Below are 22,960 nucleotides of genomic sequence, written 5' to 3' on the forward strand. Positions count from 1 at the left end.
TCGCAATGACGAGCCCCGAGTAGATGAAAAACGCCCGGCGTCGCTCTCAGCGGCCGCCGGGCGTTTCGATTCCGCCCCCGATGCCGCCCCACGAATCCTTCACCGCCTCGAAATGCGCGGAAGCGTCATAGGCGGCGACGGAAAGGCCGAGCTGCTGGGCCGAGAGGCGCCCCATCGCCGCCAGCACCGCATAGGAGGCGACGACGCGGTCGCGCTGCGCGACCACCAGCGCCAGCCGCGCGCCGAGCAGCTCCTGCTGCGCGTTCAAAATCTCCAGTGTGGTGCGCTTGCCGGCCTTGGCCTCCTCGCGCACGCCCTCGAGCGCGCGCTCGGCGGCGGCGATCTGCGCGCTGGCGGCGGCGATCTGCGCTTTGGCGGCCTGCAACCCTCCCCAATTGGCGCGGGTCAGCGCCATCAGCTCGGCGCGCGCGGCGTCGACATCGAATTTCTTCTGCCCCGCCGTCTCTTTCGCCTGGCGCAGCCGCGCCGAGGTCCCGCCGCCCGAATAGATCGGCACCGACAGCTTGCCGAGCAGCTGCGCGCCGACGGCGCGATTGCCGCGGCCGTCGATATCGGACTCGGTGTAGACCTTGCCGACCATGGAGAGGCTCGGCAGAAAATCGCTCTCGATCACCCTTATGTCGAGATCGGCGGTCTCGGCGTCATGCTGCGCCGCGCGCACCACGGGATGCTCGACGAGCGCGATGCGTTCGGCCGCCTCGCGCGTCTTCGGCAGCAGGCGATCGATCGGCTCGGCCGGCGCGAGGCGCTTCGCCTCCGCGCCCATGATCTGCGCATAGCGCGCGAGGCCGGCGTCGAGCTCGGCGCGCGCCGTCGCGGCTTGTGAGCGGCCGGCGGAGAGGCGCGCCTCGGCTTGCGCAATATCGGTCGGCGTGATCTCGCCGGCCGTATAGCGCTCCTTGGTCTGGCGCAGCTGCTCCTCGAGCACGGAGACATGGTTCTGCTGCAAGCGCAGCGCAGCGGTGTCGCGCAGCACGTTCATATAGACGGAGACGGCCTCGAACAGCACCCGCTGCTCCATGAGCCGCAGCCGCTCGCGTCCCCCATGCACATTGGTCTGCGCAGCGAGCGCGGCGTTCTGCGTGCGAAAGCCGTCGAACAAGGGCTGCTCGACGCTGAGCACGGCGGAACGCGGCGGGCCGCCGCCGCGATTGTTCTGAATGCTCTCGACCCATAGCGGATCGAGGTAATTGCCATTGTCGTATTCGAAGGACTTCTGCACCGAGCGGCGCCGCTCGACGCCGAGAAAGGCGTCCGTCCTCACGTTGGGACGAAATTGCGCGAGCGCGCGCGGCACATTCTCGTCATTGGCGCGCTGTCCCGCGCGCGCGGAATTGATGGTCGGATTGAGCTCATAGGCGCGCGCCAGCGCGCTAGCGAGCGTTTCCGCCGAAGCGGCGGCCGGCGTCAGCAGCGCGAGCCCCAGAGCGAAGACAGAAACGCCTCTCATGCGTCGGCGCCTCGCGGCTCGGCGACGACATCCTCCTCCGCCGCGACGACCGCCTCATCGCGGCCGAACAGCGCATAGAGCGCCGGCAGCACGAAGAGCGTGAGCACCGTCGCGCTGACCAGACCACCGATGACGACCGTCGCAATGGGCTTCTGCACTTCCGCGCCAGTCCCTGTGGCGAAGGCCATGGGCAGAAAGCCGAGCGAGGCGACGAGCGCGGTCATGGCGACAGGACGCAGGCGCGTCATGGCGCCTTCGACAATGGCCTCGCGCGGCGCGCGGCCCTGCTGCACCAGCTGCAGAATATAGCTGCGCATCACGAGGCCATTGAGCACGGCGACGCCGGAGAGCGCGATGAAACCGACAGCCGCGGAGACCGACATGGGCATTCCGCGCAGCCAGAGCGCGGCGACGCCGCCGGACAGCGCCAAAGGCACGGCGCTGAACACGATGAGCGCATCGCGCGCCGAGCCCAGCGCCGAATAGAGCAAGAGGAAGATGAGGAAAAAGCACAGCGGCACGACGAGCACGAGCTTTTGCCGCGCGGCGGCGAGATTCTCGAACTGTCCACCCCAGGAGAGCCAATCGCCGGGAGCCAGCGTGACTCTCGCTCTCACCCTGTCCTGCGCGTCGGCGACGACGGAGGCGATGTCGCGGCCGCGCACATTGGCGGTGACGACGACGCGGCGCTTGCCATTCTCGCGCGAGATCTGGTTCGGCCCTTCATGAAAGGAGAAGGAGGCGACCTGCTTCAGCGGCACGGTGCGCGTCTGCCCCGTGTCATGTCCGCGCACGGAGACGGGAAGATTTTCCAGCGCGCGAATGTCGTGACGCAATTCGTCCTTCAGACGCACGATGATGGGAAAGCGCCGATCGCCCTCGAAGACGACGCCGGCGCGCTGGCCGCCGACAGCGGCGCCGATGACGTCCTGCACTTCCGCGACGCTGAGGCCGAGATGCGCGATCTCGGTCTTGTCGATCTTGATCTCGAGGAAGGGCAGGCCCGCGATCTGCTCGACCTTCACATCCTCGGCGCCGGAGACGCCGCGCAGCACGCCGGCGATCTGCTCCGCCTCCTTGGCCATGGAGTCGAATTCTTCGCCGAACACTTTCACCGCTATGTCGCCGCGCACGCCGGCCAGCAGCTCGTTGAAGCGCAGCTGTATCGGCTGCGAGAACTCATAGAGATTGCCGGGAAGCTCGGAGACCTTCGCGCCGATGCGGCGGATCAGATCCTCCTTGGGAAGCTTGGGATCGGCCCAGGCCTCGCGCGGCTTCAAGAAAATATAGGTGTCGGTGAGATTGGGCGGCATGGGGTCGGTCGCCGCCTCCGCCGTGCCGGTCTTGGAGAAGACATAGTCGACCTCGGGCGCGCGATGAATGGCGTTCTCGACCTCGTTCTGCATCGCCTGCGACTGGGTGAGCGAGGCGCTCGGAATGCGGCCCGCCTGCATGGCGAGGTTTTTCTCGTCGAGCGTCGGGATGAACTCCTGCCCGAGGCGCGAGGCGAGCAGCAGCGCCAGCAGAAACGCGCCCGCGCCTATGGCGATGGGCCGGCGCGGCGCCGCAATGGCGCTCTGCAAGCGCGGCAGATAGGCGCGCTTCAATGAAGCGATGAACCTGTTCTCGCTCTCCTCTATGCGGCCGGAGACGAGAATGGCGATCATCGCCGGCACGAAGGTGAGCGAGAGAATGAAGGCCGCGGCGAGCGCCAATATCACCGTCAGCGCCATGGGGTGGAACATCTTGCCTTCGACGCCGGAGAAGGACAGCAGAGGCACATAGACGAGAATGATGATCGCCTGCCCATAGACGGTGGGGCGGATCATCTCCACGGCGGAGGCGATGACCGTCTGCAGCCGATCCTCGAGCGAGAGCGCGCGGCCGAGCGCATGGCGCCGCTCGAAGAGATGACGCAGGCTGTTCTCGGCGATGATCACCGCGCCATCGGCGATGAGGCCGAAATCCAGCGCGCCCATGCTCATGAGATTGGCGCTGATGCGGCCATAGACCATGCCGGTGGCGAGCAGCAGCATGGTGATGGGAATGACCAGCGCCGTGATGAGCGCCGCGCGGAAATTGCCGAGCAGCAGAAACAGCACGATGATGACCAGCAGCGCGCCCTCGGCGAGATTGGAGGCGACCGTCCGTATGGTCGCGTCGACGAGCACAGTGCGGTCGAGGATCGTCTTCGCCTCTATCCCCGGCGGCAGCGAGGCGCGAATGACGTCGAGCTTGGCGCCGACGGCGGCGGAGACCGAGCGGCTATTGCCGCCGATCAGCATCAGCGCCGTGCCGATGACGACCTCCTCGCCATCCATGCTAGCGCTGCCGACGCGCATCTCGCGGCCGACGCCGACCTCGGCAATGTCCTTCACGCGCAAAGGCACGCCATTGCGCGTCGAGACGACGACGCGCTCTATATCGTCCATCGTCTCCAGACGGCCGCCGCTGCGCACCACATAGCCTTCGCCATTGCGCTCGATATAGCCGGCGCCGCGGCTCTGATTATTGCGCTCGAGCGCGGTGGCGACATCGGCGAAGGAGAGGCCGAGCGAATAGAGCTTCATCGCATCCGGCCGCACGTCGAACTGCTTCACGAAGCCGCCGAGCGAATCGATGCTGGCGATATTGGGCACCACTTTGAGCTGCGGCTTGACGATCCAATCCTGCACGGTGCGCAGATAGGCCGAGCGCTCGAGCTCGCTGCGCAGGAGCTGTCCGTCCGGCGTCAGATAGGTCCCGTCATTCTGCCAGCCCGGCTCGCCGTCCAGATATTTGCGGCCCGGCGTCTTCGGCGCATAGCGGATCGCCCACATATAGATTTCGCTGAGGCCGGTCGCGATCGGCCCCATGCGCGCCTCGACGCCGACCGGGAAATTCTCCTTCGCTTCCGCGAGCCGCTCGTTCACCTGCTGGCGCGCGAAATAAATGTCGAGCTTCTCGGCGAAGACGGCCGTCACCTGCGAGAAGCCGTTGCGCGAGAGCGAGCGCGTATATTCGAGGCCGGGAATGCCGGCGATCGCATTCTCTATGGGGAAGGTGATCTGCTTCTCGACCTCGGTCGGCGACAACGCCGGCGCGATGGCGTTGATCTGCACCTGATTATTGGTGATGTCCGGCACGGCGTCGATCGGCAGGCGATCGAGCGAGGCGGCGCCGATGAGGCAGGCGAGCAGAGTCAGCAGCGCGATGAGCCAGCGCTGGCGGACCGAAAAGGCGATGCAACGCTCGATCATCTATTGTCACACATTTCCCGTCGCGCGCCGCCGTCATCGACGAGGCGGGCGGTCAGTCCAACCCTTCGAGCCGCGACTTGCCGAGTTCCGCCTTCAGCACGAAGACATTGGTCGCGGCGACCTGCTCCCCCTCCTCGAGACCCGCGATGATCTCGATCGCCTCATTGTCGCTCGCGCCCGTCTCCACCTTGCGCTTCACGAAGCCTTCCGGCGCGCGCACGAAGACGACCGTCTCGCCCTCGAAAGTGAGCAGCGCCGAGCGCGGCAGGCGCAGGCGCGCGCTCTTCTCCTCGAGGGTGATGCGCGCCGTCATCGCCGTGCCGGGACGAAGCGCGAAATCCGCATTGGCGAAAGACGCGACGGCGCGGCCCGAATGCGTCTCATGGTCGAGCAAGGGGCCGATGAAGACGATGCGGCCCTCCGCCTCCTCCTCGCCGTCATGCGAGAGGCGCACGCTCTGCCCCTCGCGCACGGAGGGAAGATCGGCGATGGCGACGGCGATATCGGCGAAGACGGTGGACAGATCGGCGACCACATAGATCTGCGCATCGCCGCCGACCGGCTGGCCGAGATCGGCGCGGCGCTCGATCACCTTGCCGGCGATGGGCGCGCGAATCTCCTTGCGGCGCAATTCGCCGACCGGCTGGCCGGCGAGAGCGGCGATCTCGCCTTCCGAGAGATCGAGCGCGGCGAGCTTCTGGCGCGCCAGCTCGACACGGAGCCGCGCCTCCTCATAGGCGCCGCGGGCTTTCAGAAAGCTCTGCTCGGCGGAAATCTTCTTGTCGAAGAGCCCCTTCTCGCGCTGGAACAAGGCCGATTGCAGATCGAGGCCCACTTTGGCGGCGAGATAGTCGCTCTTGGCGTCGGCGACCTCGCGGCTCTCTATGATAGCGATCACCTCGCCCTTCTCGACCGGATCGCCGAGCCTCTTGCGCAATTCGGCGACCGCGCCGACGACCTTGGCGGCGACGCGGCCGATGCGGTCGGGATCGACAGAGACGACGGCGGGCGCCGCCACATCGCGCGTCAGCACGCCCGAGGCGGCGGCGACCGTGGCGATCTTGGCGGCGGCGATCTGCTCGGCAGTCAGCTTGACGAGGCCATCGACGCCCTTGGCGTCGGCGCTCTCGGCGGCTTTCTCGCCAGCGCCGAGCAGAGCGCGAAACGGCGCGGAGATTTGCGGAAATAGCGAGCCGAGCATGGCGCTCGCCAGCAGCGCGGCGCAAAGGCGCGCCCGCCCTGAATTAGAAGAGTTCCAAACTGGAATGACGCTCGGCGGCCGCCCCCCCGCGTCGGCGGGAACGACATCGGACGCCGCCAGGCGGCGGAGGATATGGGCCAAGTCTCGCAGTCGCATCTCGAGACTTCTTTAACCCGTACGGCTGGCCGCGTCCACGCCAGAGCGCCGGAAAAACGGGCGCCTCGCCTGCTTCTCGAACAGCCAATGAAAAAAGCCCGACGCAAAGCGCCGGGCTCTTCTCCCCCCGATCTCGGAAGAGATCAGTATTTCGCGACCACCGGACCCGGCGCGCCGAACAGATTGAAGTGATAGTTCAGGCCGACGCGGACGGAGTGGAAGTGGTTCTCCACGCCGCGCTGGTTGACGAACAGCACCGGCGGGAAGCTCGGGGTTCCGATTGCATTGCCGCGCTCGAGCTCCGTGTAGAGATACTCGACCTTGGCCGACCAGTTCGGCAGGAAAGCCCATTCCACGCCGCCGCCGGCGGTCCAGCCGGTGCGCGTGCCGGACTCGGAGCCGAAGGCGGTGAAGCCGACGCCATCCGCATAGGAGAAGGTCGTCGAGCCCTGGCCATAGGCGAAGCCGCCCGTGCCATAGACCAGCAGGGTCGGCAGAACGGCGTAGCCGAGGCGGCCGCGAACCGTGCCGAACCAGTCGAGACGCTGATTCACGGTCACGCCGGACGGCAGCAGGCCGAAGCCGAAGCCGCCGGTGGAGCCCTTCAGATCGGCGCCCTGGAAATCGGCCTCGAGGCCGACCACGAAGCCCGTGCCGGCGAACTGATAATTATAACCGAGCTGGACGCCGCCGAGCACGCCATCGGCGTTGGAGGCGCCATAGGACCAGGCCGAAACCGGCAGCAGGCCGAAGGACGACAGGCCGCTGACATTGTTATTGTCGGTCCAGCCATAGCCGATGTTCACGCCGGCGTAGAGGCCGGTCCAGCTGAAGGCAGGAGCGGCCGGAGCGACGAAGGCGGGCGCGCCCTTCTGCGACGGAAGGTCGGCCGCGAAAGCCGGAGCGGCGGCGATGGCCAGCGCAATAGCGCCAACGGCGGAAAGAGTCTTCATAGGTCCCTCACTGGATCAGTGCGGCCGTCGCTCGTGTCCGTTGCGCCCCCCGACGCCGGAACCGAACGGCCGCTGGTGTTGCCGATCGAGCGTGATCTAGGCCCCGGCCCAAAGCGACGTCAACGCTGACATCGCCAATTTGCTTCGCCGCTGTTCCGATTTCATTATGATTGTGACAATTTCGTCACATTGAATACGCTCTTTCGAAATCTATGCTTGACATCTTCGAATGCGCAGATTCTCACTTAACCGAATCGCAATAAAATCTGTTTTTCTAAAATAATCAATATGATTGCATAAGCGCTGCTTCGCTCCTCCGCGACGGCGGCGCTGAGGCGACCGCCGAAGAACGACGAACGCCGTGGAGGCTCGAACAGCGAATGTGAACAAGCGTTTGAAGATAAGTCGCGGCGTGATGGAAGCATTGGAGATGACTATCTTGTTCCAGGCAGCGCGTTTCGCCATCCGAGAACGACTCTTCTTTCAATGATTTGCGCGCTGTCAGCCGCCGCGCCGCTCTCGCCGCAGCCGCTCCCAATAGTCGAGGCGCTTGGCGATCTCGCGCTCGAAGCCGCGCTCCACGGGCCGGTAGAAGCTCTGTCGGCCGAGCGCCTCCGGCCAATAATCCTGGCCAGAGAAAGCGTCCGGCTCGTCGTGATCGTAGCGATAGCCCTCGCCATAGCCTTCGCTCTTCATCAGCTTGGTCGGCGCGTTGAGGATGGTCTTGGGCGGCATGGGCGAGCCGCTCTCCTCGGCGAGGCGGCGGGCGGCCTTATAGGCGACGTATCCCGCGTTGGATTTGGGCGCGCTGGCCACATAGAGAACGGCCTGCGCGAGGGCCAGCTCGCCCTCCGGGCTGCCGAGAAAATCATAGGCGTCCTTGGCGGCGTTGGCGACGACCAGCGCCTGCGGATCGGCGAGGCCGATATCCTCCACCGCCATACGGACGATTCGCCTCGCCAGGAACAGCGGGTCCTCCCCGGCGACCAGCATTCGCGCGAAATAATAGAGCGCTGCGTCCGGGTCGGAGCCGCGCACGCATTTGTGCAGCGCGCTGATGAGATTGTAATGGCCCTCCTGCGCCTTGTCGTAGATGGGCGCGCGCCGCTGCACGATCTCGGCGAGCCGGGCGCGATCGAAGACCTCGCCCTCCCCCGCCGCGCGCCAGACATCCTCGGCGAGAGTCAGAGAGGCGCGTCCGTCGCCATCGGCCATCGCCACGAGAGCGGCGCGCGCGTCCGCGTCCAGCGGCAAGGGCTTGCCCTCGGCCTGCTCGGCGCGCTGCAGCAGCTTCTCGATCGCCTCGGCGCCCAGCGATTTGAAGGTCAGAACGCGGGCGCGCGACAAGAGCGCGGCGTTGAGCTCGAAGGAGGGGTTTTCCGTCGTCGCGCCGATCAGCGTGACCGAGCCATCCTCCATCACCGGCAGGAAGGAATCCTGCTGGCCGCGGTTGAAGCGGTGAATCTCGTCGACGAAGAGCAGCGTCCCCTGCCCCATGGCGCGGCGGGCGCGCGCGGCCTCGAAGGTCTTCTTCAAATCGGCGACGCCGGTGAAGATCGCCGATATTTGCACGAAGGCGAGATCGGTCTCATGGGCGAGGAGCCGCGCCACCGTCGTCTTGCCGGTGCCGGGCGGCCCCCAAAAGATCAGCGAGCCGATCGAGCCGGAACGGATCGCGCGCGTCAGCGCCCCGTCCGGGCCGACGAGATGGTCCTGGCCAGCGACCTCCTCCAGCCGCTGCGGACGCAGGCGGTCGGCCAGCGGATGCGGCGCATTGCGATCGAGCCCGGCGGCGGCGAACAAATCACTCATGGGACGCCTTTATAGCGGATCGCCGGCGAGCGCGCCCGACCCCGTCCGTTGTTCGTAGTTTCCGAACCTTTACCTTTGCCGGGGCTCGTTTAACCAGCGGTTAACCATTCCCAGGCTATTACGATTCTGTAAAATTCTACCGACCCCCCTGTTCTATCGTGGCGTCCTGGCGGCGTAGGAGCCCAACTTTCAAACACAGGTCGATCAGCATGCGCACTATCGCATTCGTCACGCAGAAGGGCGGCGCCGGAAAGAGCACGCTCGCCAGCAGCATCGCCGTCGCCGCCAGTAGCGCAGGCGAGCGCGTTTTCATTATCGATTTGGATCCGCTTCAATCATTGGTCAAATGGTCGAGGGCGCGTGAGGCGACCGACGTTCCGGTCGAGCATGTGCCGCCGGCCAAGCTCGGCAAGGCGCTGGCGGCGCTCGAGAAAAAGGGCGTGACCCTCGTCGTCATCGACGCGCCCGGCGCTGACAGCGAATATTCGGACGCCGCCATTCGCGTCGCCGATCTCTGCATCATCCCCGCGCGTCCCAATGTCTTCGACCTCTGGGCCTGCGAGCTGACCCGCGCCAGCATCAAGGACAAGAAGAAGGATTACGCCTTTCTTCTCAACCAATGCCCGCCCGCGCAGCAGAACGCCCGCGTCGACCAGGGCGCGCAAGCGCTGCAGTCGATCGGCGCGCTGCTCTCCCCCATGGTCTCGGCGCGCGTCGATTATCAGGAGGCGGCTCGCCTCGGCCTCGGCGTCTGCGAGCTCAATCCCGAAGGCGTCGCCGCCCAGGAGATGCGCGAATTGTGGCAGTCGGTGAAGCGCCGCCTCAAGAAAGGCTTCACGCCCGCGGCCGTCGCCAAGCCGGAGCCGAAGGCGGAAGCTCCCGCCAAGGTCGAGGCGAAGCCGGTGAAGGCGGAAGCCAAGGTCGAGGCCAAGGCGGAGGCGAAGCCTGCGGCCAAAGTCGCCGCCAAAGCGCCGGAGAAGGTCGCGCCCGCCGCCAAGGCGGAGAAGGTCGTGGCCAAGCAGGAGCAGCCCGCGGCGCGCAAGCAGGCCGCCGAGCCCGCCGCCGCCGAGAAAGCCAAGCCGCAGGCCAAGCCCGCGGTCAGGAAAGCGGCCTGACGCAAAAACGAACCGCGCGGTCGCCGCGCGGTTCCTCGCCGGAGAGTCAGCCGATCTCGATGATTTTGGCGCTGTGGTGGATCACCTCGACGCCATCGCCGACGCTCTTGCCGAGCAGCGCCTTGGCGAGCGGCGCGACATAGGGAATGAGCCCTTTGGCGGGATCGGCCTCGTCCTCGCCCACCAGACGAAAGCTCTGACGCTTGCCGGTCTCGTCCTCTATGACGATGCGATGGCCGAAGCGCGCCAGCTCGTGATCGGCGATCGGCCGCACGACCTCCGCCGTGGCCCGCCGCGCCGACCAATAGCGCAGATCGCGCGCCGCCAGCGCAACGGCGCCCTTGTCGTCCCGCGCCTGCGCCGCCTCCAGCTCGTCGTGCAGCCGCGCCAGCTCCGCCTCGATCATCGCGAGGCCCTCCGGCGTCACGAGATTGCGATGCGGGCTGATGGGACGATCGGGCAGCTCCTGGCGGAGCTCGTCGTCGTCCTGCTCTTTGGTGAAAGCGCTGCTCATATCATCACGTCCTGTTCGACGCCGCTGCGCGTCAGCCGATCTCGATCACCAGCCGGCCTCTGATCTTGCCGGCGACGATCGATCGCGCGCGCTGGAGCGCCTGCGCGAAAGGCGCCGTCTCCGTCATTCTGGCGAGCAATCCTTTGTCGAGATCGCGCGCCAGACGCTCCCAGCCCATGCGCCGCAAGGGCAGGCTGGGCCGAACGCTCTCGACGCCGATGAGCGAAACGCCGCGCAGGATGAAGGGCGCGACAGTCGTCGGCAGCTCCATTCCCTGCGCATTGCCGCAGGCCGCGACGACGCCGTCGATCGAGGTCTGCGCCAGAACATTGGCGAGCGTCACCGAGCCCACCGTATCGACGCCGCCAGCGAAACGCTGCTTTTGCAACGGTTTGCCGGGGGTGGAGAGCTCGGCGCGATCGACGATCTCCGACGCGCCCAGATCTTTCAGATAGGCTTCTTCCTCTGGACGTCCAGTGGATGCGACGACCCGCCATCCCAGCGCCGCCAGCAGCGCCACCGCCACGGAGCCGACGCCGCCCGCCGCGCCCGTCACCACCACCGGCCCGCGCGAGGGCTCGAGCCCCTGCCGCTCCAGGGCCATCACACAGAGCATGGCCGTGTAGCCGGCGCTGCCGATCGCCATCGCCTGCTCCGGCGTCAGCCCTTGCGGCAAATGCACCAGCCAATCGCCGCTGACGCGCGCACGCTGCGAGAAGCCGCCGTAATGCTGCTCGCCGAGCCCGCAGCCGCCGGCGATCACCTGCTCGCCCGGCCAGAAATCGGGGTGGCTCGAGCGCGTGACGACGCCCGCGAAATCGACGCCCGGAATCATCGGAAAGCGCCGCACCACCGGCGCCTTGCCGGTGACGGCGAGGCCGTCCTTGTAATTGACCGTGCTATGCGTGACCGCGACGTCGACGTCGCCCTCCATCAGATCGCCGTCGGCGAGCTGCGCATAATCGGCGCGATAGCCGGCCTCGTCCTTGTCGATGCGTATGGCGGTGAATGCGCTCACTGTATCCCCCTCTCTCGCCGGGACGCGACATGCGCGCCGCCATCCGTGCCTATACGTAAAACTCTATGTAAACGAAAGATTTCTGAAGCAGGACATTACCAAACATTAAGTTGCTTTTCGGCGGTCGAGAACGAATTGTGTGAGCGTCAAGTCCACCCATTCCCCCCAGGTGAACGCTCATGAAGAAACATCTCCTCGCCGCCGTCGCCGCGGTCGCTCTCACCCTTCCGCTCTCGGCTGGAGTCTTTGCCGAGCCGGCTCCCGGCGAGCATCAACACCACCAATTCTCGGCGGAGGATCACGCCGCCTTCACCGACGCCAAGGTCGCCGCTCTGAAGGCCGGATTGAAGCTCACTCCGGCCCAGGAGAAGAGCTGGCCGGCGGTGGAGACCGCGCTGCGCGACATCGCCAAGGCGCGCGCCGCCCGCTTCGCCGAGGCCAAGGACAAGATCAAGGAAATCCACGAGCATCGCAGCGTGATCGAAGGCCTGCAGTGGCGCTCCAAGGCGCTCGCGGCGAAAGCCGCCGAGACGGAGAAGCTCGCCGAGGCGGCCAAGCCGCTCTTCGACAGCCTGGACGACGCCCAGAAGCGCCGCTTCGCCGTTCTGCTGCATACGATCGCCAAAGGCCCGCATCACGGCCATGAATGGGGCGGTCCGCACGAAGGTCCCGAGCACGACTGACGCTTCCCGCGCGTCTAATCCTCTCTAAAAGCCTCCTCGACGCCCCGCATGGCAAGTCGCCTGCGGGGCGTTTTCGCGTCAATAGGCGCGCTCGACGCAGAAATCGACGACCTCGAGCAGCGCCGACTTCCACGGCGAGGCCGGGAAAATCTCCAGCGCGTCGCGCGCCATGGCGCCGTAGTGGCTCGCGCGATCGACCGTGTCCTTGATGGCGTCGTGCTTTTTCATCAGCGCGCAGGCGGCCTCGACGTCGCCGTCGTTGATCTCGCCCTTCTCCAGCGTGCGACGCCAGAATTCTCGCTCGGTCTCCGAGCCGCGACGGAAGGCGAGCACGACGGGAAGCGTGATCTTGCCCTCGCGGAAATCATCGCCGACATTCTTGCCGAGCTTGGAGGATTGTCCGCCGTAATCCAGCGCGTCGTCGATGAGCTGGAAGGCGATCCCGAGATTCATGCCATAGCTGCGGCAGGCCGCCTCGTCCGCCTTGGAGCGGCCAGTGAGCATGGGGCCGACCTCGGCCGCGGCGGCGAACAGCTCCGCCGTCTTGGACCGGATGACCGCCATATAAGCGTCTTCCGTCGTCTGCGTGTCCTTGGCGGCGTTGAGCTGGAGAATCTCGCCCTCGGCGATGACGGCGGCGGCCTGCGACACGACGGAGAGGCAGGAGAGCACGCCGGGCTCCACCATCATCTTGAAGGCGTGGCCGAGCAGAAAATCGCCGACCAGAACGCAGGTCTCATTGCCCCACAGCATTCGCGCGGCGATCTTGCCGCGGCGCATGTCGCTCTCGTCCACCACATCGTCGTGCAGCAGAGTGGCGGTGTGCATGAATTCGATGCCGGCGGCGAATTTGATATGGCCGTCGCCCTCATAGCCGCACATTCCGGCGGTGGCGAGCACGAGCATCGGCCGCAGGCGCTTGCCGCCCGCAGAGATGAGATGATTGGCGACCTCGGGGATGGTCGTCACGTCGGAGCCGGTGCGCTGCAGAATCAGCTGATTGACGCGCTGCAGGTCGGGGCCGATCAGAGAAAGGAGATTATCGAGGCCGGCGGACTTCTTTTCCTTTTCCTCCAGCGGTATGACGATGCCCACGTAGACCCCTTTGGCTTGACTCTGTCGAATGTGAAGGGAACTTAAGGCTTTGCAGCTCTCGCGGCAAGCCGGGATGCGCGCAGGCGCCTCCTGCGCCAAAAGCCTCGTCCGCCCCGCGGCTTGCCACGGCGCAGGCGGCTTCGTCTCTGCGCGCCGGCCTGCATGAGCGCGCCCGCCGCGCCGCGCGCCGACGCCTTTCTCGGCGGCAAATTGCGGCTGCTGCAACCCGCGCGCGGCCATAGGGTGGGAACGGACGCCATTCTGCTCGCCGCCGCCGCGCCGCGCGAGCCCGGCGGCCTTTTGCTCGACATAGGCGCCGGCGTCGGCGCGGTCGGCCTCATCGCCGCGCTGCGCGCGCCGCGGGCGACGATCGGCCTCGTCGAGATAGACGCTTTGTCCGCTTCGCTCGCGCGCGAGAATGTCGCGGCCAATGGCCTCGCAGAGCGCGCGCGCGTTTTCGAATGCGATGTCCTCTCCGCCGCCGCGCGCCGCGCCGCCGGGCTCGAGGGCGCGAACGCCGATCTGATCCTCACCAATCCGCCCTATCTGACGCTCGGCCGCGCGCGCGTCTCGCCCGATCCGCGACGCGCGCTCGCCCATGTGAGCGCGGGCGGGCTGGAGCCCTGGCTACGCGCTTGCGTCGCGCTGCTGCGCCCCGGCGGCGCGCTGGCGATGATCCATCGCGCCGACGCTCTGACCGATTGCCTCGCCAGCGTCGGCGCGCGGCTCGGCGGCCTCGCGATTTTGCCGATCGCGCCGCGCGAGGGCCAGGCCGCGACGCGCATTCTGCTGCGCGGCGTCAAAGGCTCGAAGGCGCCGCTGGCCCTCTACCCGCCGCTGGTTCTGCATGGCGCCGACGGCGGCTTCACGCCCGAAGCCGACGCGCTCCATCGCGGCGACGGCGAGCTGCCCTGGCCAGCCCCAGGCAATCACTAAGTATATCCCACAGATAGACTAATTGTTGCGGCATAGCTGAGACTGTGGCTATAATCTACGTATAACTACGCATATGCGCTGCTCTGCGCGCTAAAATCACTATAATCTAGTATGTTAGAGGCAAAAATGCAGCAAAAGCGGCTCGTCGGACGCAGCCCCTCGCTGGAGGCTTCCAAGCTCGTTCTCACTCTCCTTCTCGCGGCTTCCGCCTCGCGCGACGCCGCACTCGCCCAAGCGGCGCCCGAAAATGCGCAAATCGAGGACGTGCGGGTCGGCGCCGCGGTCAATGACGCGGGGCTGACGCGCCAGGAGGAGAAGGTCCTCGTCAAGACGCCGCGCTCGGGCGATTTCGTCGGCGGACAGAAGGCGCAGACCGAGCATTTGGAGCGGCTCTCGGACTTTTCCCAGCTCGTTCCCAATTACCGTCCGAACATCTCCAATCCGCAGACCTCCCGCCCCGCCATTCGCGGCGTCGGCCAGGGCGCGGGCACGGGCAATGGCTCGGAGAACGACACCGGCTTCATCATCGACAATGTGTTCTGGAAGGCGGTCGGCTTCCAATGGGCCGATTTCGTCGAGATCGAGAATTTCGAGCTCGGCCTCGGACCCCAGGGAACCGCGGGCGGCAAGAACACCACGGTCGGCAACATCATCGTGCGCACGCAGCTGCCCTCTTTCGAGCGCAAGGCGACATTCGAGACCTCCTTCGGCAATCACACGCATCTCATCGAGAAGCTGAATGTGACCGGGCCGATCATCGACGACAAGCTCGCCTATCGCGTCACCTTCTTCTACGACAAGGATCGGGGCTTCCTGAAAGACCAGGTGACGGGCGCCGGCATTTCCGATTCCAATCGGTGGGGCGCGCGCGGGCAATTATATTACGTCGGCGACGAGGTGACGGACCGGCTCATCTTCAGCTATGCGCGCTCGGCGGAATACAACAACAACAACAACGGCCCCTTCTCCAACTCGCTGCAGATTTTCGCCAATGGCACGATCGCGACCGATTATGCGACCACCGTGTTCCGGCGGCTCGGCAAGCAGATTCTGACCTTCGACCCCTATAAGCCCTATTACACGCATCTCGGCACGCTGGACTCGCGCACGATCACCGTCTCGAACGAATTGAACTGGCAGCTCGGCGAGAACACATTCACCTCGATCTCCGCCTGGGGCGAGTTCCGCCTGCTGCCCTACAACAACACCGGCAATCAGCTGATCGACATCAGCGACAGCCACACCAATCAATGGACCGATCAATATTTGCAGGAGTTTCGCCTCTCCTCACCCAAGGATCAGCCGCTCGAATGGACGGTCGGCCTCTTCGGCCTCTATGAGAAGGTCTTCAATTACAGCGAGACGGAATATGGCTCGGACGCCGCGCAATGGTTCGGGTCGCCGACGACGAGCAAGGGCCTGCTCTGGGGCGTCGATTACCACACGGACGGCAAGGCGCTGACGATCAACGGCGCCGCCTATGGACAGGCCACCTATCACGTCGATGAGCAGCTCGCGCTCACCTTCGGTCTGCGCAACGGCTATGAGGTGAAGGAAGGTTCGGATTTCGGCTGGATACAGCCCGGCTATCTCAGCGGCAATTTCACCTTGCAGCAATTGGCCAACGCCGTGCGCGGGGCGAGCTCGACACAGCAATTCTTCGACACCGGCGGAACGTCGAAGGGCGCCAATCTGCTGACCGGAATCTTCAATCCGTCCTATCGCTACAACGATAATATATTGGTCTACGGCCTCGTCGGACGCGGCGAGAAGGCGGCGGCCGTCAATTTCGCGGTTCCGATCTACGACTCGACCAACGCCTTCAAGGGATTTCAGCCGATCCTCACCAAGCGCGAGGTCTCCTGGGACTATGAGCTCGGCGCCAAGACCAATTGGCTCGACGGCAAGCTGATCGCCAATGTGAACTTCTACTGGAACGATCTCTATAATTTCCAGGCCAATCAGACGGACACGAACTATGTCGACTCGACCGGCTCGCCCATCCGCTCGACCTATCTCGGCTCCGTGCCTCATGTGCGGCTGAAGGGCGTCGAATTCACCGGGCGCTGGAATCCGATCGAGCGCTTGTGGATCAACGCCTCCGGCGCCTTCACCGAGGCGCGCTATGTGAGCTATCCCGACGCCGCGCCGCCGGCGGACTGGATTTGGACGACCAATATCAACGGGGTGAAGCCGCCGCTCACCATCTCGCGCTCGAACACACGTTGGGAGAATCTGCCGATATGGGCCTTCAACATCGGCGCGAATTACGAGCATCCGCTCGGCGCCGCCTTTGCCGAATGGGGCGAATGGGCCAAGCAGCCGGTCACTCTGTTCGGCTATGTCAATGCGAGCTGGACGGACAAGATTCTCTTTACCAGCCCGGTCGCGACCAATACGTATTGGCAGGCGCCCTTCACCATTCTCAACGCCGGCTTCGGATTGCGCAGCGATGACGAGCACTGGAGCATTTCATTCTGGGTGAAGAATCTGCTGGATCGCCGCGAGGTGACCAATACGACGACCTCCACCAACACCAGCGCCGCCAATAATAATAACGGCTGGTCGCCCGGCTCCTCGACAACGCCGGCGACGATGGCCTTCACCAATCAGCCGCGCAGCTTCGGCGGCAGCCTGCTGGTGAAGCTCTATTGAGCCGGCGCGGCGTCACGCCGCGAGATCGGCCACCACTGCGTCGAGCACGGGGAAACCCTCCGAGCTCACTCGGATGCGATCGTCGCGGGTCAGCTCCACGAGCCCGTCGCCGATCAGCTCGGCGACGCGCGACTGCGACAGCTTCTTGCCGGTGAGGGCGAAGAAGCGGGCCGGATCTATGCCCTCGCGCAGGCGCAGGCCCATCAGCAGAAACTCGTCGCCCTCCTGCTCCGCGGAGAGCAGATCGTCCTCGACGAGGCCATGGCCCTCCGTCTCGACGCAGGTGAGCCACATTTCCGGGTGCTTCTCGGTCGCCTGGGCGCGGCGGCCGCGCGGCGTGATGAGCCGCCCATGCGCGCCGGGGCCGACGCCGGCATATTCGCCATAGCGCCAATAGACGAGATTGTGCCGGCATTCCGAGCCGGGCCGCGCGTGGTTGGAGACCTCGTACGCCGGCAGGCCGGCGCGGGCGGTCACTTCCTGCGTGACGTCCCATAGCGCGCGCTGCGTGTCGACGTCCGGCAGATCGAGCTTGCCGGCGTCCGCCATGCGCTCGAACATCGTCTCCGGCTCTATGGTCAGCTGATAGAGCGAGACATGCTCCGTCACGCGCCCCAGAGCGAGCTCCAGCTCCTTGCGCCAGGCCGCCGGCGTCTGCTGCGGACGGGCGTAGATGAGATCGAAGGAGGTGCGCTCGAAAATCTTATTGGCGACATCGAGCGCTGCGAGCGCCTCCGCCACCGAATGCTGGCGGCCGAGCGCCCGCAATTCTATGTCGTTGAGCGCCTGCACGCCGAGCGAGGCGCGATTGACGCCGGCCGCCTTGAAGCTGCGGAAGCGCGAGGCCTCGACGCTGGTGGGGTTGGCCTCGAGCGTGACCTCGCAATCGGCGGCCATGGGCCAATGATCGGCGATCGCCCGGAGGATCGCCTCCAGCGTGGATGGGAGCATCAGCGAGGGCGTGCCGCCGCCGAAGAACACCGAGCGCACCTCGCGTCCCGGCGCCAGAGCGGCGCGATGGGCGATCTCCGTGCGGAAAGCGTCCACAAAGCGATCTTCATCCACCTCGCCCTTGCGGACGTGGCTGTTGAAGTCGCAATAGGGGCACTTCGACAGGCAGAACGGCCAGTGCACATAGACGCCGAAGCCCGGGTCGAACGCGTTTCGAATCGTCGCAGCCATGGGGGCTTTATGCCACGCCAGGCCGAGAAGGTCACGCTGCTGAAACGCGGCCGGAGGCTTTGCCGGAACGAATGGTTTCGCATTGCCGCATTGAAAGGCGCGAAAGCGGCGTTAATTGCCGCTTCGCGGGACGTCCCGCTCGAGATGCCGCGCCCCACATGACCTATTTCCTCAGCTTTTACGGAATTTGGCTCGTCAGCGCCTTTCTCGTCGGCGCCCTCTCCGGCCTCGCCAGCCTGCGCCGCGCGGACGACGACCCCTCTCTGCTGCGCGAGGGAGACTTTCTGCTCGCGTTGACGCTATGCCTCGGCGCCATTCTCGCGAAGGCCGCGCTCGGCCGCGTCGCGCTCTATCTCGAGGGCGCATTCGCGCTCTACATCGCCTTTCTGGCCGGGATCGGCGCTGTGGCGCTGTGGTCGGGGCCGATCGCGCGCGATCATATCGGCTGGCGCGTCGGCGCCGGCGTGGTCGCCGTCATCGCCATTCTCGCCAATAGCGAGGCGGCCGTGAGCCTCGAGGATGCGCTCGGGCATCGTCTCGGCTCGCTGGTGCAGCGGGAGGGCGGCGATCCTCTGAATTTCGAGGTCAGCGGCCGCGACGTCTTCTTGCCCGCCGACGCTTCCGGCCACAGGGCTCTGGCCGAGCGGCTGGCGAGCGCCGCCGGCGTGCGAACGGTCTGGCGCGTCGACTCCCTCTCGCCGGAGGCCGCCGCCCAGCGCGAGGAGGCGCTCGCCGCCGTCGCCGCCGAGCAGGACGCTCATCGCGCCGCCGCGGCCGCCTGGGCCGAGCGCGAGCAGGAGCGCGTCGCCGCCGCCGCGGCCGCGCGGCCCCCGACGGTCGCGGCGCCGCCTCTCCCCAAGAAAGGCCGCAAGGAGAAACTTGCCGAAGGCCGTACGGCCGAGCGCTCCGCGCCCCCCGCCGAGCCGTCTCCGCCGCCCGCCGCGCTGGTTTGGAACAGCCCCAATGACCCGACGCTGCCGGCGCCGGAAGGGCCGAGCCTGCCGGCGCCCGCGACCGCCGAGGAAAGCTCGCCCTGTCGCACGGCGCTGGCGGCGCTCGCAGCCTCGGAGAAAATCCGCTTCTCGGCCAAGAGCGTCGCGCTCGGCGCCGGAGCGGAGAAATTCCTCGCGCGTCTCGCCGGCGCGCTGAAGCAATGCCCGGATGCGGCGCTCGAGCTGCGCGGCCATTCGGACTCTGTCGGCTCGCCCGAGGACAAGCGCGATTTGTCGCAGCGCCGCGCTCGCGCGGTCTTCGACTATCTGCGCCGCATCGGCGTCTCCCGCGAGCGGCTGACCAGCGCCGGCGTCGGCGACGAGCAGCCCATCATTGCGGGCGACGATCCGGCGAGCCGGGCGGAGAATCGGCGGGTGGAGATTTTATTGCGCTGAAGCGCGCGTCCTTCACGAAGCCCCCGCCCGCCGCAGCGCGCAGGGGCTTTTCCATGTCAGGCGAGGCAGGCGCGCGCCAGCGCCTGAAAGGCGCGAGCGCGATGCGACAGCGCGCGCGAGCCGTCGCCCGGCAGCGCGTGCTTTTCGGCCGACATCATCTCGCCGAAGGTGCGATCCAATCCGTCCGGCAGAAAGATCGGATCATAGCCGAAGCCCTTCTCGCCGCGCGGCGGAAACACCAGCACGCCATCGACGCGACCCTCGAACTCTTCCGTATGGCCGTCCGGCCAGACGATGGCGAGCGCGCAGATGAAATGCGCGGCGAAAGGCGCCGTCGCGCCGCGCTCATTCAGCTCGCGCTCGACGCGGCGGATGGCGGCGGCGAAATCGCGATTATCGCCGCCCCAGCGCGCCGAATAGACGCCCGGCGCGCCATCCAGCGCATCGACGCAGAGACCGGAGTCGTCGGCGAAGGCCGGCAGGCCGGTCGCCGCGCAGGAGGCGCGCGCTTTCAAAAGCGCATTGCCGGCGAAGGTCGTCTCCGTCTCCTCCGGCTCGGCAACGCCGAGCTCGCCGGCGGAGACGGCGTCGACGCCATGCGGATCGAGCAGCTGGCGCAGCTCCCAGAGCTTGCCGGGATTATGCGTCGCGATGACGAGACGACCTTCGATTCTGCGCGTCACGCCAGCGCCGCCTTCTGCAATTGCACGAGCTTCTCAATGCCGCCACGCGCCAGCGTCAGCATGGAGCCGAGATTGTCCTCGGAGAAGACGGCGACTTCCGCCGTCGCCTGCACCTCGACGAGCCCGCCCGAGCCGGTGATGACGAAATTGGCGTCGGTCTCGGCGGTCGAGTCCTCCGTGTAATCGAGATCGATCACCGGAGCGCCGTTGCAGACGCCGCAGGAGACGGCGGCGACATGATCGCGCAACGGATTGTCCTTGATGATGGAGCGCGAGCGCATCCATTGGAAGCAATCATGCAGCGCCAGCCAGGCGCCGGTGATGGAGGCCGTGCGCGTGCCGCCGTCCGCCTGGATGACGTCGCAATCGACGACGATCTGACGCTCGCCGAGCGCCGGCAAATTGGTGACGGCGCGCAGCGAGCGGCCGATGAGGCGCTGAATCTCCTGCGTGCGGCCGGAGGGCTTGCCGGATGTCGACTCGCGGCGCGTGCGCGTATGGGTGGCGCGCGGCAGCATGGCGTATTCCGCCGTCACCCAGCCCCGCCCCTGCCCGCGCAGCCACGGCGGCGGCTTGTCCTCGAGCGTCGCGGCGCATAGGACATGCGTGTTGCCGAATTTGACGAGGCACGAGCCCTCGGCGTAGCGGGCGACGCCCCGTTCGAAACTGACGGGACGCATTTCGTCTGGCGCGCGTTTGCTCGGCCGCATGAAGGCTCCTTGCTAGAGAAGCGGCCTTACTAACGCGGTTCGGCCGCGAGTGGAAGCCGGGCGGGCCGCCCGCCCACGGCGGCAGGCGGTCAGGTTCTGCTGTATTTCTCGAAGAGACGATCGGCGTTGGACCAGCCGGCCGCCGCCATGACGATCTTGACGTAATCGGCCGCTTTCGCGCCGAGATCCATCTGATAGGCATGCTCGAACATGTCGAGCACGAAGATCGGATCGCCGCCCGCCAGACATTGCGTATGATCGTTCGCCCAGCTGTTGACCAGCCGCCCGCCATGCTTGTCATAGGACAGAACCACCCAGCCGGAGCCGCCGCCGAGCGCCTTTCCCATGGCGACGAATTCGGCGCGCCAGCGATCGAAGGAGCCGAAATCACGATCGAGCGCCGCGGCGAGCGCCGCCCCCGGCTTGCCCGAAGCGCCGAGCCCGGCGAAATAGACTTCGTGCAGGATCATCGAGTTGGCGGCGATCAGCTCTTCGCGCTTCAGCCCGTTGATCTGAAATCCAGGGGCTTTGTCGAAATCGAGGCCAGAGAGCTGATCGAGGATCGCGTTCAACCGCTTCACCGCGCCGATGTAATTATTTTCGTAATGCGAGACGAGAATCTTCTCCGACATTCCTTCGACGCGCTGAGGATCGAAGGCCATCGGCTTCGGCTGATGGACGACGGCGGCGCGCTTCGCCGCGGCGGCTTGCTCCTCGGCGCGCGCCGCGCCGGCGGCCAATGCGACGCTGGTCGTCGCCGCCGCGCCCAGAAACTGTCTGCGATGAAAATTTTGCGTCACGCTCAGCCTCCTCGAACCGACGATCTTTCATTCTCCGCGCGCCAGAGCGAATTTGCTCCGAATGACTTTCGGCCGCTTCGCGAACGGAGGTTGAGATCGCGCCAAAGTGAATTATCGCATAATTGAGCGCAGGAACGACCGATTTCTCGCCGCCGCGTCGGATTACGAAAATCGCCTATGGAGGCCTCGGAGAAATGACGAAACGCCCGCCCGACGAGATCGCCGACGCCTTTGATTTCCAAGCGAAGGCGTGCCGCCATCTCGCCTCGCCCTTCACCGCCGCGCTCTGCGAGACGCTCGCCGCCGGGCTCGACGAGCGCAGCGCCTTCGGCCGCAGAATCTCCTCTTGGGGTCCGCGCGCCAAGGCCGATGCGCTAGCGCTGCGCGCTTGCGGCGCGCTGCATTTTCTGGCGCGATCGGGAAAAGCGCCGGAGCTCGCCGCCGCCTATCCGCCCCATGCGCTCGACGAAGCGCGGCTCGCGCGCGAGATCGCCCACGCGATAGAGGCCCATGATGATTTTTTGGCGGGCTTTCTCGATCGCCCGCCGCAGACCAATGAAACAGGGCGCTCCAGCGTCATTCTCGGCGGCGCGCTGATCGTCGCCGCGGCGACGGGCCTGCCGCTGGAGACGTTCGAGATCGGCGCCAGCGCCGGCCTCAATCTGCATTTCGATCGCTATGGATATGATCTGCGCGTCGGCGCTTTCGGCGATCCCGCCGCGTCTCTTCGCCTCGCCTGTGATTGGCGCGGCGCGGCGCCGTCGCTCGACGCGCCTCTGAATATCGTTTCGCGCGCCGGCTGCGACGTCGATCCGCTCGATCCCGGCGACGCCGAGCATCGCGCGCGGCTGCTCGCCTATGTCTGGCCGGATCAGGACGCACGTCTCGCGCGCATGGAGACAGCGCTCGCCCTCGCCGCTCTGCATCGCGAGCGCGTCGCGCGCGCCGACGCCGGCGATTGGCTCACGGCGCGGCTCGTCGCTCCGCCTCTCCCCAAGGTCGCGCGCTTCGTCTATCACACCGTCGTCTGGCAATATTTGCCGCTCGAGACCAAGCGCCGCGCCACGGCCGCTCTCGAGGCGGCGGGCGCCGCAGCGAGCCATGAGGCGCCGCTGGCGCGGCTGCAAATGGAAGCCGACGGAGATACGCGCTCCGCAGCTCTCACGCTGACGCTCTGGCCGGGCGGCGAGAGCCTTGCGCTCGGCCGCGCCGATTTCCACGGTCGCTGGATCGAGTGGAGCGGCGCCGGCTCGCCTCGCCTCGCTTAGCTCGCGGCTCCCGCGCATCTATGCGGCGCTGCAGCGCTTTTCAGCGCTTGCGCGGCGACCCATGTGGTGGGAGCATCAACC

The 22,960-nt window shown here is 66.4% G+C and carries 18 protein-coding genes; 6 read left to right on the forward strand and 12 right to left on the reverse strand.

What is annotated here, in order from left to right; translation table 11 throughout:
• Nucleotides 1–46: 46 nt before the first annotated feature.
• From METLW4_RS24615 to METLW4_RS0110780, 5 genes are all read right to left on the reverse strand, one after another.
• Entirely contained in the window at nt 47–1,471 is a 1,425-nt protein-coding gene (locus METLW4_RS24615) for a TolC family outer membrane protein (protein WP_018266215.1), read from the reverse strand.
• Complete coding sequence (locus METLW4_RS0110765; protein ID WP_018266216.1) at nt 1,468–4,710, reverse strand: efflux RND transporter permease subunit; 3,243 nt, start codon at nt 4,708–4,710, stop codon at nt 1,468–1,470. The genes METLW4_RS24615 and METLW4_RS0110765 overlap by 4 nt, the downstream gene beginning before the upstream one ends.
• A 52-nt stretch (nt 4,711–4,762) precedes the next feature.
• Nucleotides 4,763–5,911: an efflux RND transporter periplasmic adaptor subunit gene (locus tag METLW4_RS0110770; protein ID WP_018266217.1), complete on the reverse strand. Its 1,149-nt coding sequence runs from the start codon at nt 5,909–5,911 to the stop codon at nt 4,763–4,765.
• Nucleotides 5,912–6,210: 299 nt separating this feature from the next.
• Nucleotides 6,211–7,020: an outer membrane protein gene (locus tag METLW4_RS0110775; RefSeq protein ID WP_018266218.1), complete on the reverse strand. Its 810-nt coding sequence runs from the start codon at nt 7,018–7,020 to the stop codon at nt 6,211–6,213.
• A gap of 501 nt (nt 7,021–7,521) precedes the next feature.
• The gene (locus METLW4_RS0110780; protein ID WP_026191426.1) at nt 7,522–8,832 is read right to left on the reverse strand and encodes a replication-associated recombination protein A; all 1,311 of its coding nucleotides are present in this window, start codon (nt 8,830–8,832) and stop codon (nt 7,522–7,524) included.
• Nucleotides 8,833–9,041: 209 nt separating this feature from the next.
• On the opposite strand from METLW4_RS0110780, the gene METLW4_RS24620 reads away from it, so the two are divergent.
• Entirely contained in the window at nt 9,042–9,947 is a 906-nt protein-coding gene (locus METLW4_RS24620) for a division plane positioning ATPase MipZ (protein WP_018266220.1), read from the forward strand.
• Nucleotides 9,948–9,993: 46 nt separating this feature from the next.
• Here METLW4_RS24620 and greA read toward each other — a convergent pair whose 3' ends face one another.
• On the reverse strand, nt 9,994–10,461 hold the full coding sequence (greA, locus tag METLW4_RS0110790; protein ID WP_018266221.1) for a transcription elongation factor GreA: 468 nt from the start codon (nt 10,459–10,461) through the stop codon (nt 9,994–9,996).
• 31 nt (nt 10,462–10,492) lie between these two features.
• On the reverse strand, nt 10,493–11,479 hold the full coding sequence (gene acuI, locus METLW4_RS0110795; RefSeq protein WP_018266222.1) for an acrylyl-CoA reductase (NADPH): 987 nt from the start codon (nt 11,477–11,479) through the stop codon (nt 10,493–10,495).
• A 179-nt stretch (nt 11,480–11,658) separates the two neighbouring features.
• Between acuI and METLW4_RS0110800 the strand changes: the two genes are divergently transcribed.
• Entirely contained in the window at nt 11,659–12,162 is a 504-nt protein-coding gene (locus METLW4_RS0110800) for a Spy/CpxP family protein refolding chaperone (protein WP_018266223.1), read from the forward strand.
• A 78-nt stretch (nt 12,163–12,240) separates the two neighbouring features.
• Here METLW4_RS0110800 and METLW4_RS0110805 read toward each other — a convergent pair whose 3' ends face one another.
• Nucleotides 12,241–13,251, reverse strand: coding sequence for a polyprenyl synthetase family protein (locus METLW4_RS0110805; RefSeq protein ID WP_371212329.1), 1,011 nt, complete (start codon nt 13,249–13,251; stop codon nt 12,241–12,243).
• Nucleotides 13,252–13,419: 168 nt separating this feature from the next.
• On the opposite strand from METLW4_RS0110805, the gene METLW4_RS0110810 reads away from it, so the two are divergent.
• Nucleotides 13,420–14,193: a tRNA1(Val) (adenine(37)-N6)-methyltransferase gene (locus METLW4_RS0110810; protein ID WP_018266225.1), complete on the forward strand. Its 774-nt coding sequence runs from the start codon at nt 13,420–13,422 to the stop codon at nt 14,191–14,193.
• A gap of 126 nt (nt 14,194–14,319) precedes the next feature.
• Nucleotides 14,320–16,848, forward strand: coding sequence for a TonB-dependent receptor (locus METLW4_RS0110815; protein WP_018266226.1), 2,529 nt, complete (start codon nt 14,320–14,322; stop codon nt 16,846–16,848).
• 12 nt (nt 16,849–16,860) lie between these two features.
• On the opposite strand, the gene hemW is transcribed toward METLW4_RS0110815, so the two are convergent.
• A complete protein-coding gene (gene hemW, locus METLW4_RS0110820; protein WP_018266227.1) occupies nt 16,861–18,030 on the reverse strand; it encodes a radical SAM family heme chaperone HemW in 1,170 nt (389 codons plus the stop codon).
• Nucleotides 18,031–18,188: 158 nt separating this feature from the next.
• On the opposite strand from hemW, the gene METLW4_RS0110825 reads away from it, so the two are divergent.
• Nucleotides 18,189–19,418 carry an OmpA family protein gene (locus METLW4_RS0110825; RefSeq protein WP_018266228.1) on the forward strand — a complete coding sequence of 410 codons (1,230 nt, stop codon included), beginning with the start codon at nt 18,189–18,191 and terminating at the stop codon, nt 19,416–19,418.
• Nucleotides 19,419–19,474: 56 nt separating this feature from the next.
• Here METLW4_RS0110825 and rdgB read toward each other — a convergent pair whose 3' ends face one another.
• The 3 genes from rdgB to METLW4_RS0110840 form a co-directional block, all read right to left on the reverse strand.
• Nucleotides 19,475–20,101 (reverse strand): RdgB/HAM1 family non-canonical purine NTP pyrophosphatase, encoded by a 627-nt coding sequence (rdgB, locus tag METLW4_RS0110830; protein ID WP_018266229.1) that lies wholly within the window; start codon nt 20,099–20,101, stop codon nt 19,475–19,477.
• The gene (gene rph, locus METLW4_RS0110835; protein WP_018266230.1) at nt 20,098–20,811 is read right to left on the reverse strand and encodes a ribonuclease PH; all 714 of its coding nucleotides are present in this window, start codon (nt 20,809–20,811) and stop codon (nt 20,098–20,100) included. Before rph ends, rdgB begins: the two co-directional genes overlap by 4 nt.
• A gap of 89 nt (nt 20,812–20,900) precedes the next feature.
• Nucleotides 20,901–21,611, reverse strand: a complete 711-nt coding sequence (locus tag METLW4_RS0110840) for a superoxide dismutase (RefSeq protein WP_018266231.1) — start codon at nt 21,609–21,611, stop codon at nt 20,901–20,903.
• A 194-nt stretch (nt 21,612–21,805) separates the two neighbouring features.
• Between METLW4_RS0110840 and METLW4_RS0110845 the strand changes: the two genes are divergently transcribed.
• Complete coding sequence (locus tag METLW4_RS0110845) at nt 21,806–22,879, forward strand: DUF2332 domain-containing protein (RefSeq protein ID WP_026191429.1); 1,074 nt, start codon at nt 21,806–21,808, stop codon at nt 22,877–22,879.
• Nucleotides 22,880–22,960: the final 81 nt, after the last annotated feature.

The sequence above is a fragment of the Methylosinus sp. LW4 genome (assembly GCF_000379125.1).
Lineage (GTDB): Bacteria > Pseudomonadota > Alphaproteobacteria > Rhizobiales > Beijerinckiaceae > Methylosinus.

Excerpts from the sequence above, each read along its gene's own strand:
- METLW4_RS24620 (WP_018266220.1), top strand. The coding sequence starts at position 9,042 with ATGCGCACTATCGCATTCGTCACGCAGAAGGGCGGCGCCGGAAAGAGC.
- METLW4_RS0110765 (WP_018266216.1), bottom strand. The coding sequence starts at position 4,710 with ATGATCGAGCGTTGCATCGCCTTTTCGGTCCGCCAGCGCTGGCTCATC.
- METLW4_RS0110770 (WP_018266217.1), bottom strand. The coding sequence starts at position 5,911 with ATGCTCGGCTCGCTATTTCCGCAAATCTCCGCGCCGTTTCGCGCTCTG.
- hemW (WP_018266227.1), bottom strand. The coding sequence starts at position 18,030 with ATGGCTGCGACGATTCGAAACGCGTTCGACCCGGGCTTCGGCGTCTAT.
- METLW4_RS0110775 (WP_018266218.1), bottom strand. The coding sequence starts at position 7,020 with ATGAAGACTCTTTCCGCCGTTGGCGCTATTGCGCTGGCCATCGCCGCC.
- METLW4_RS0110780 (WP_026191426.1), bottom strand. The coding sequence starts at position 8,832 with ATGAGTGATTTGTTCGCCGCCGCCGGGCTCGATCGCAATGCGCCGCAT.
- rph (WP_018266230.1), bottom strand. The coding sequence starts at position 20,811 with ATGCGGCCGAGCAAACGCGCGCCAGACGAAATGCGTCCCGTCAGTTTC.
- METLW4_RS0110825 (WP_018266228.1), top strand. The coding sequence starts at position 18,189 with ATGACCTATTTCCTCAGCTTTTACGGAATTTGGCTCGTCAGCGCCTTT.
- greA (WP_018266221.1), bottom strand. The coding sequence starts at position 10,461 with ATGAGCAGCGCTTTCACCAAAGAGCAGGACGACGACGAGCTCCGCCAG.
- METLW4_RS0110815 (WP_018266226.1), top strand. The coding sequence starts at position 14,320 with ATGCAGCAAAAGCGGCTCGTCGGACGCAGCCCCTCGCTGGAGGCTTCC.
- METLW4_RS24615 (WP_018266215.1), bottom strand. The coding sequence starts at position 1,471 with ATGAGAGGCGTTTCTGTCTTCGCTCTGGGGCTCGCGCTGCTGACGCCG.
- METLW4_RS0110810 (WP_018266225.1), top strand. The coding sequence starts at position 13,420 with ATGAGCGCGCCCGCCGCGCCGCGCGCCGACGCCTTTCTCGGCGGCAAA.
- METLW4_RS0110845 (WP_026191429.1), top strand. The coding sequence starts at position 21,806 with ATGACGAAACGCCCGCCCGACGAGATCGCCGACGCCTTTGATTTCCAA.
- METLW4_RS0110800 (WP_018266223.1), top strand. The coding sequence starts at position 11,659 with ATGAAGAAACATCTCCTCGCCGCCGTCGCCGCGGTCGCTCTCACCCTT.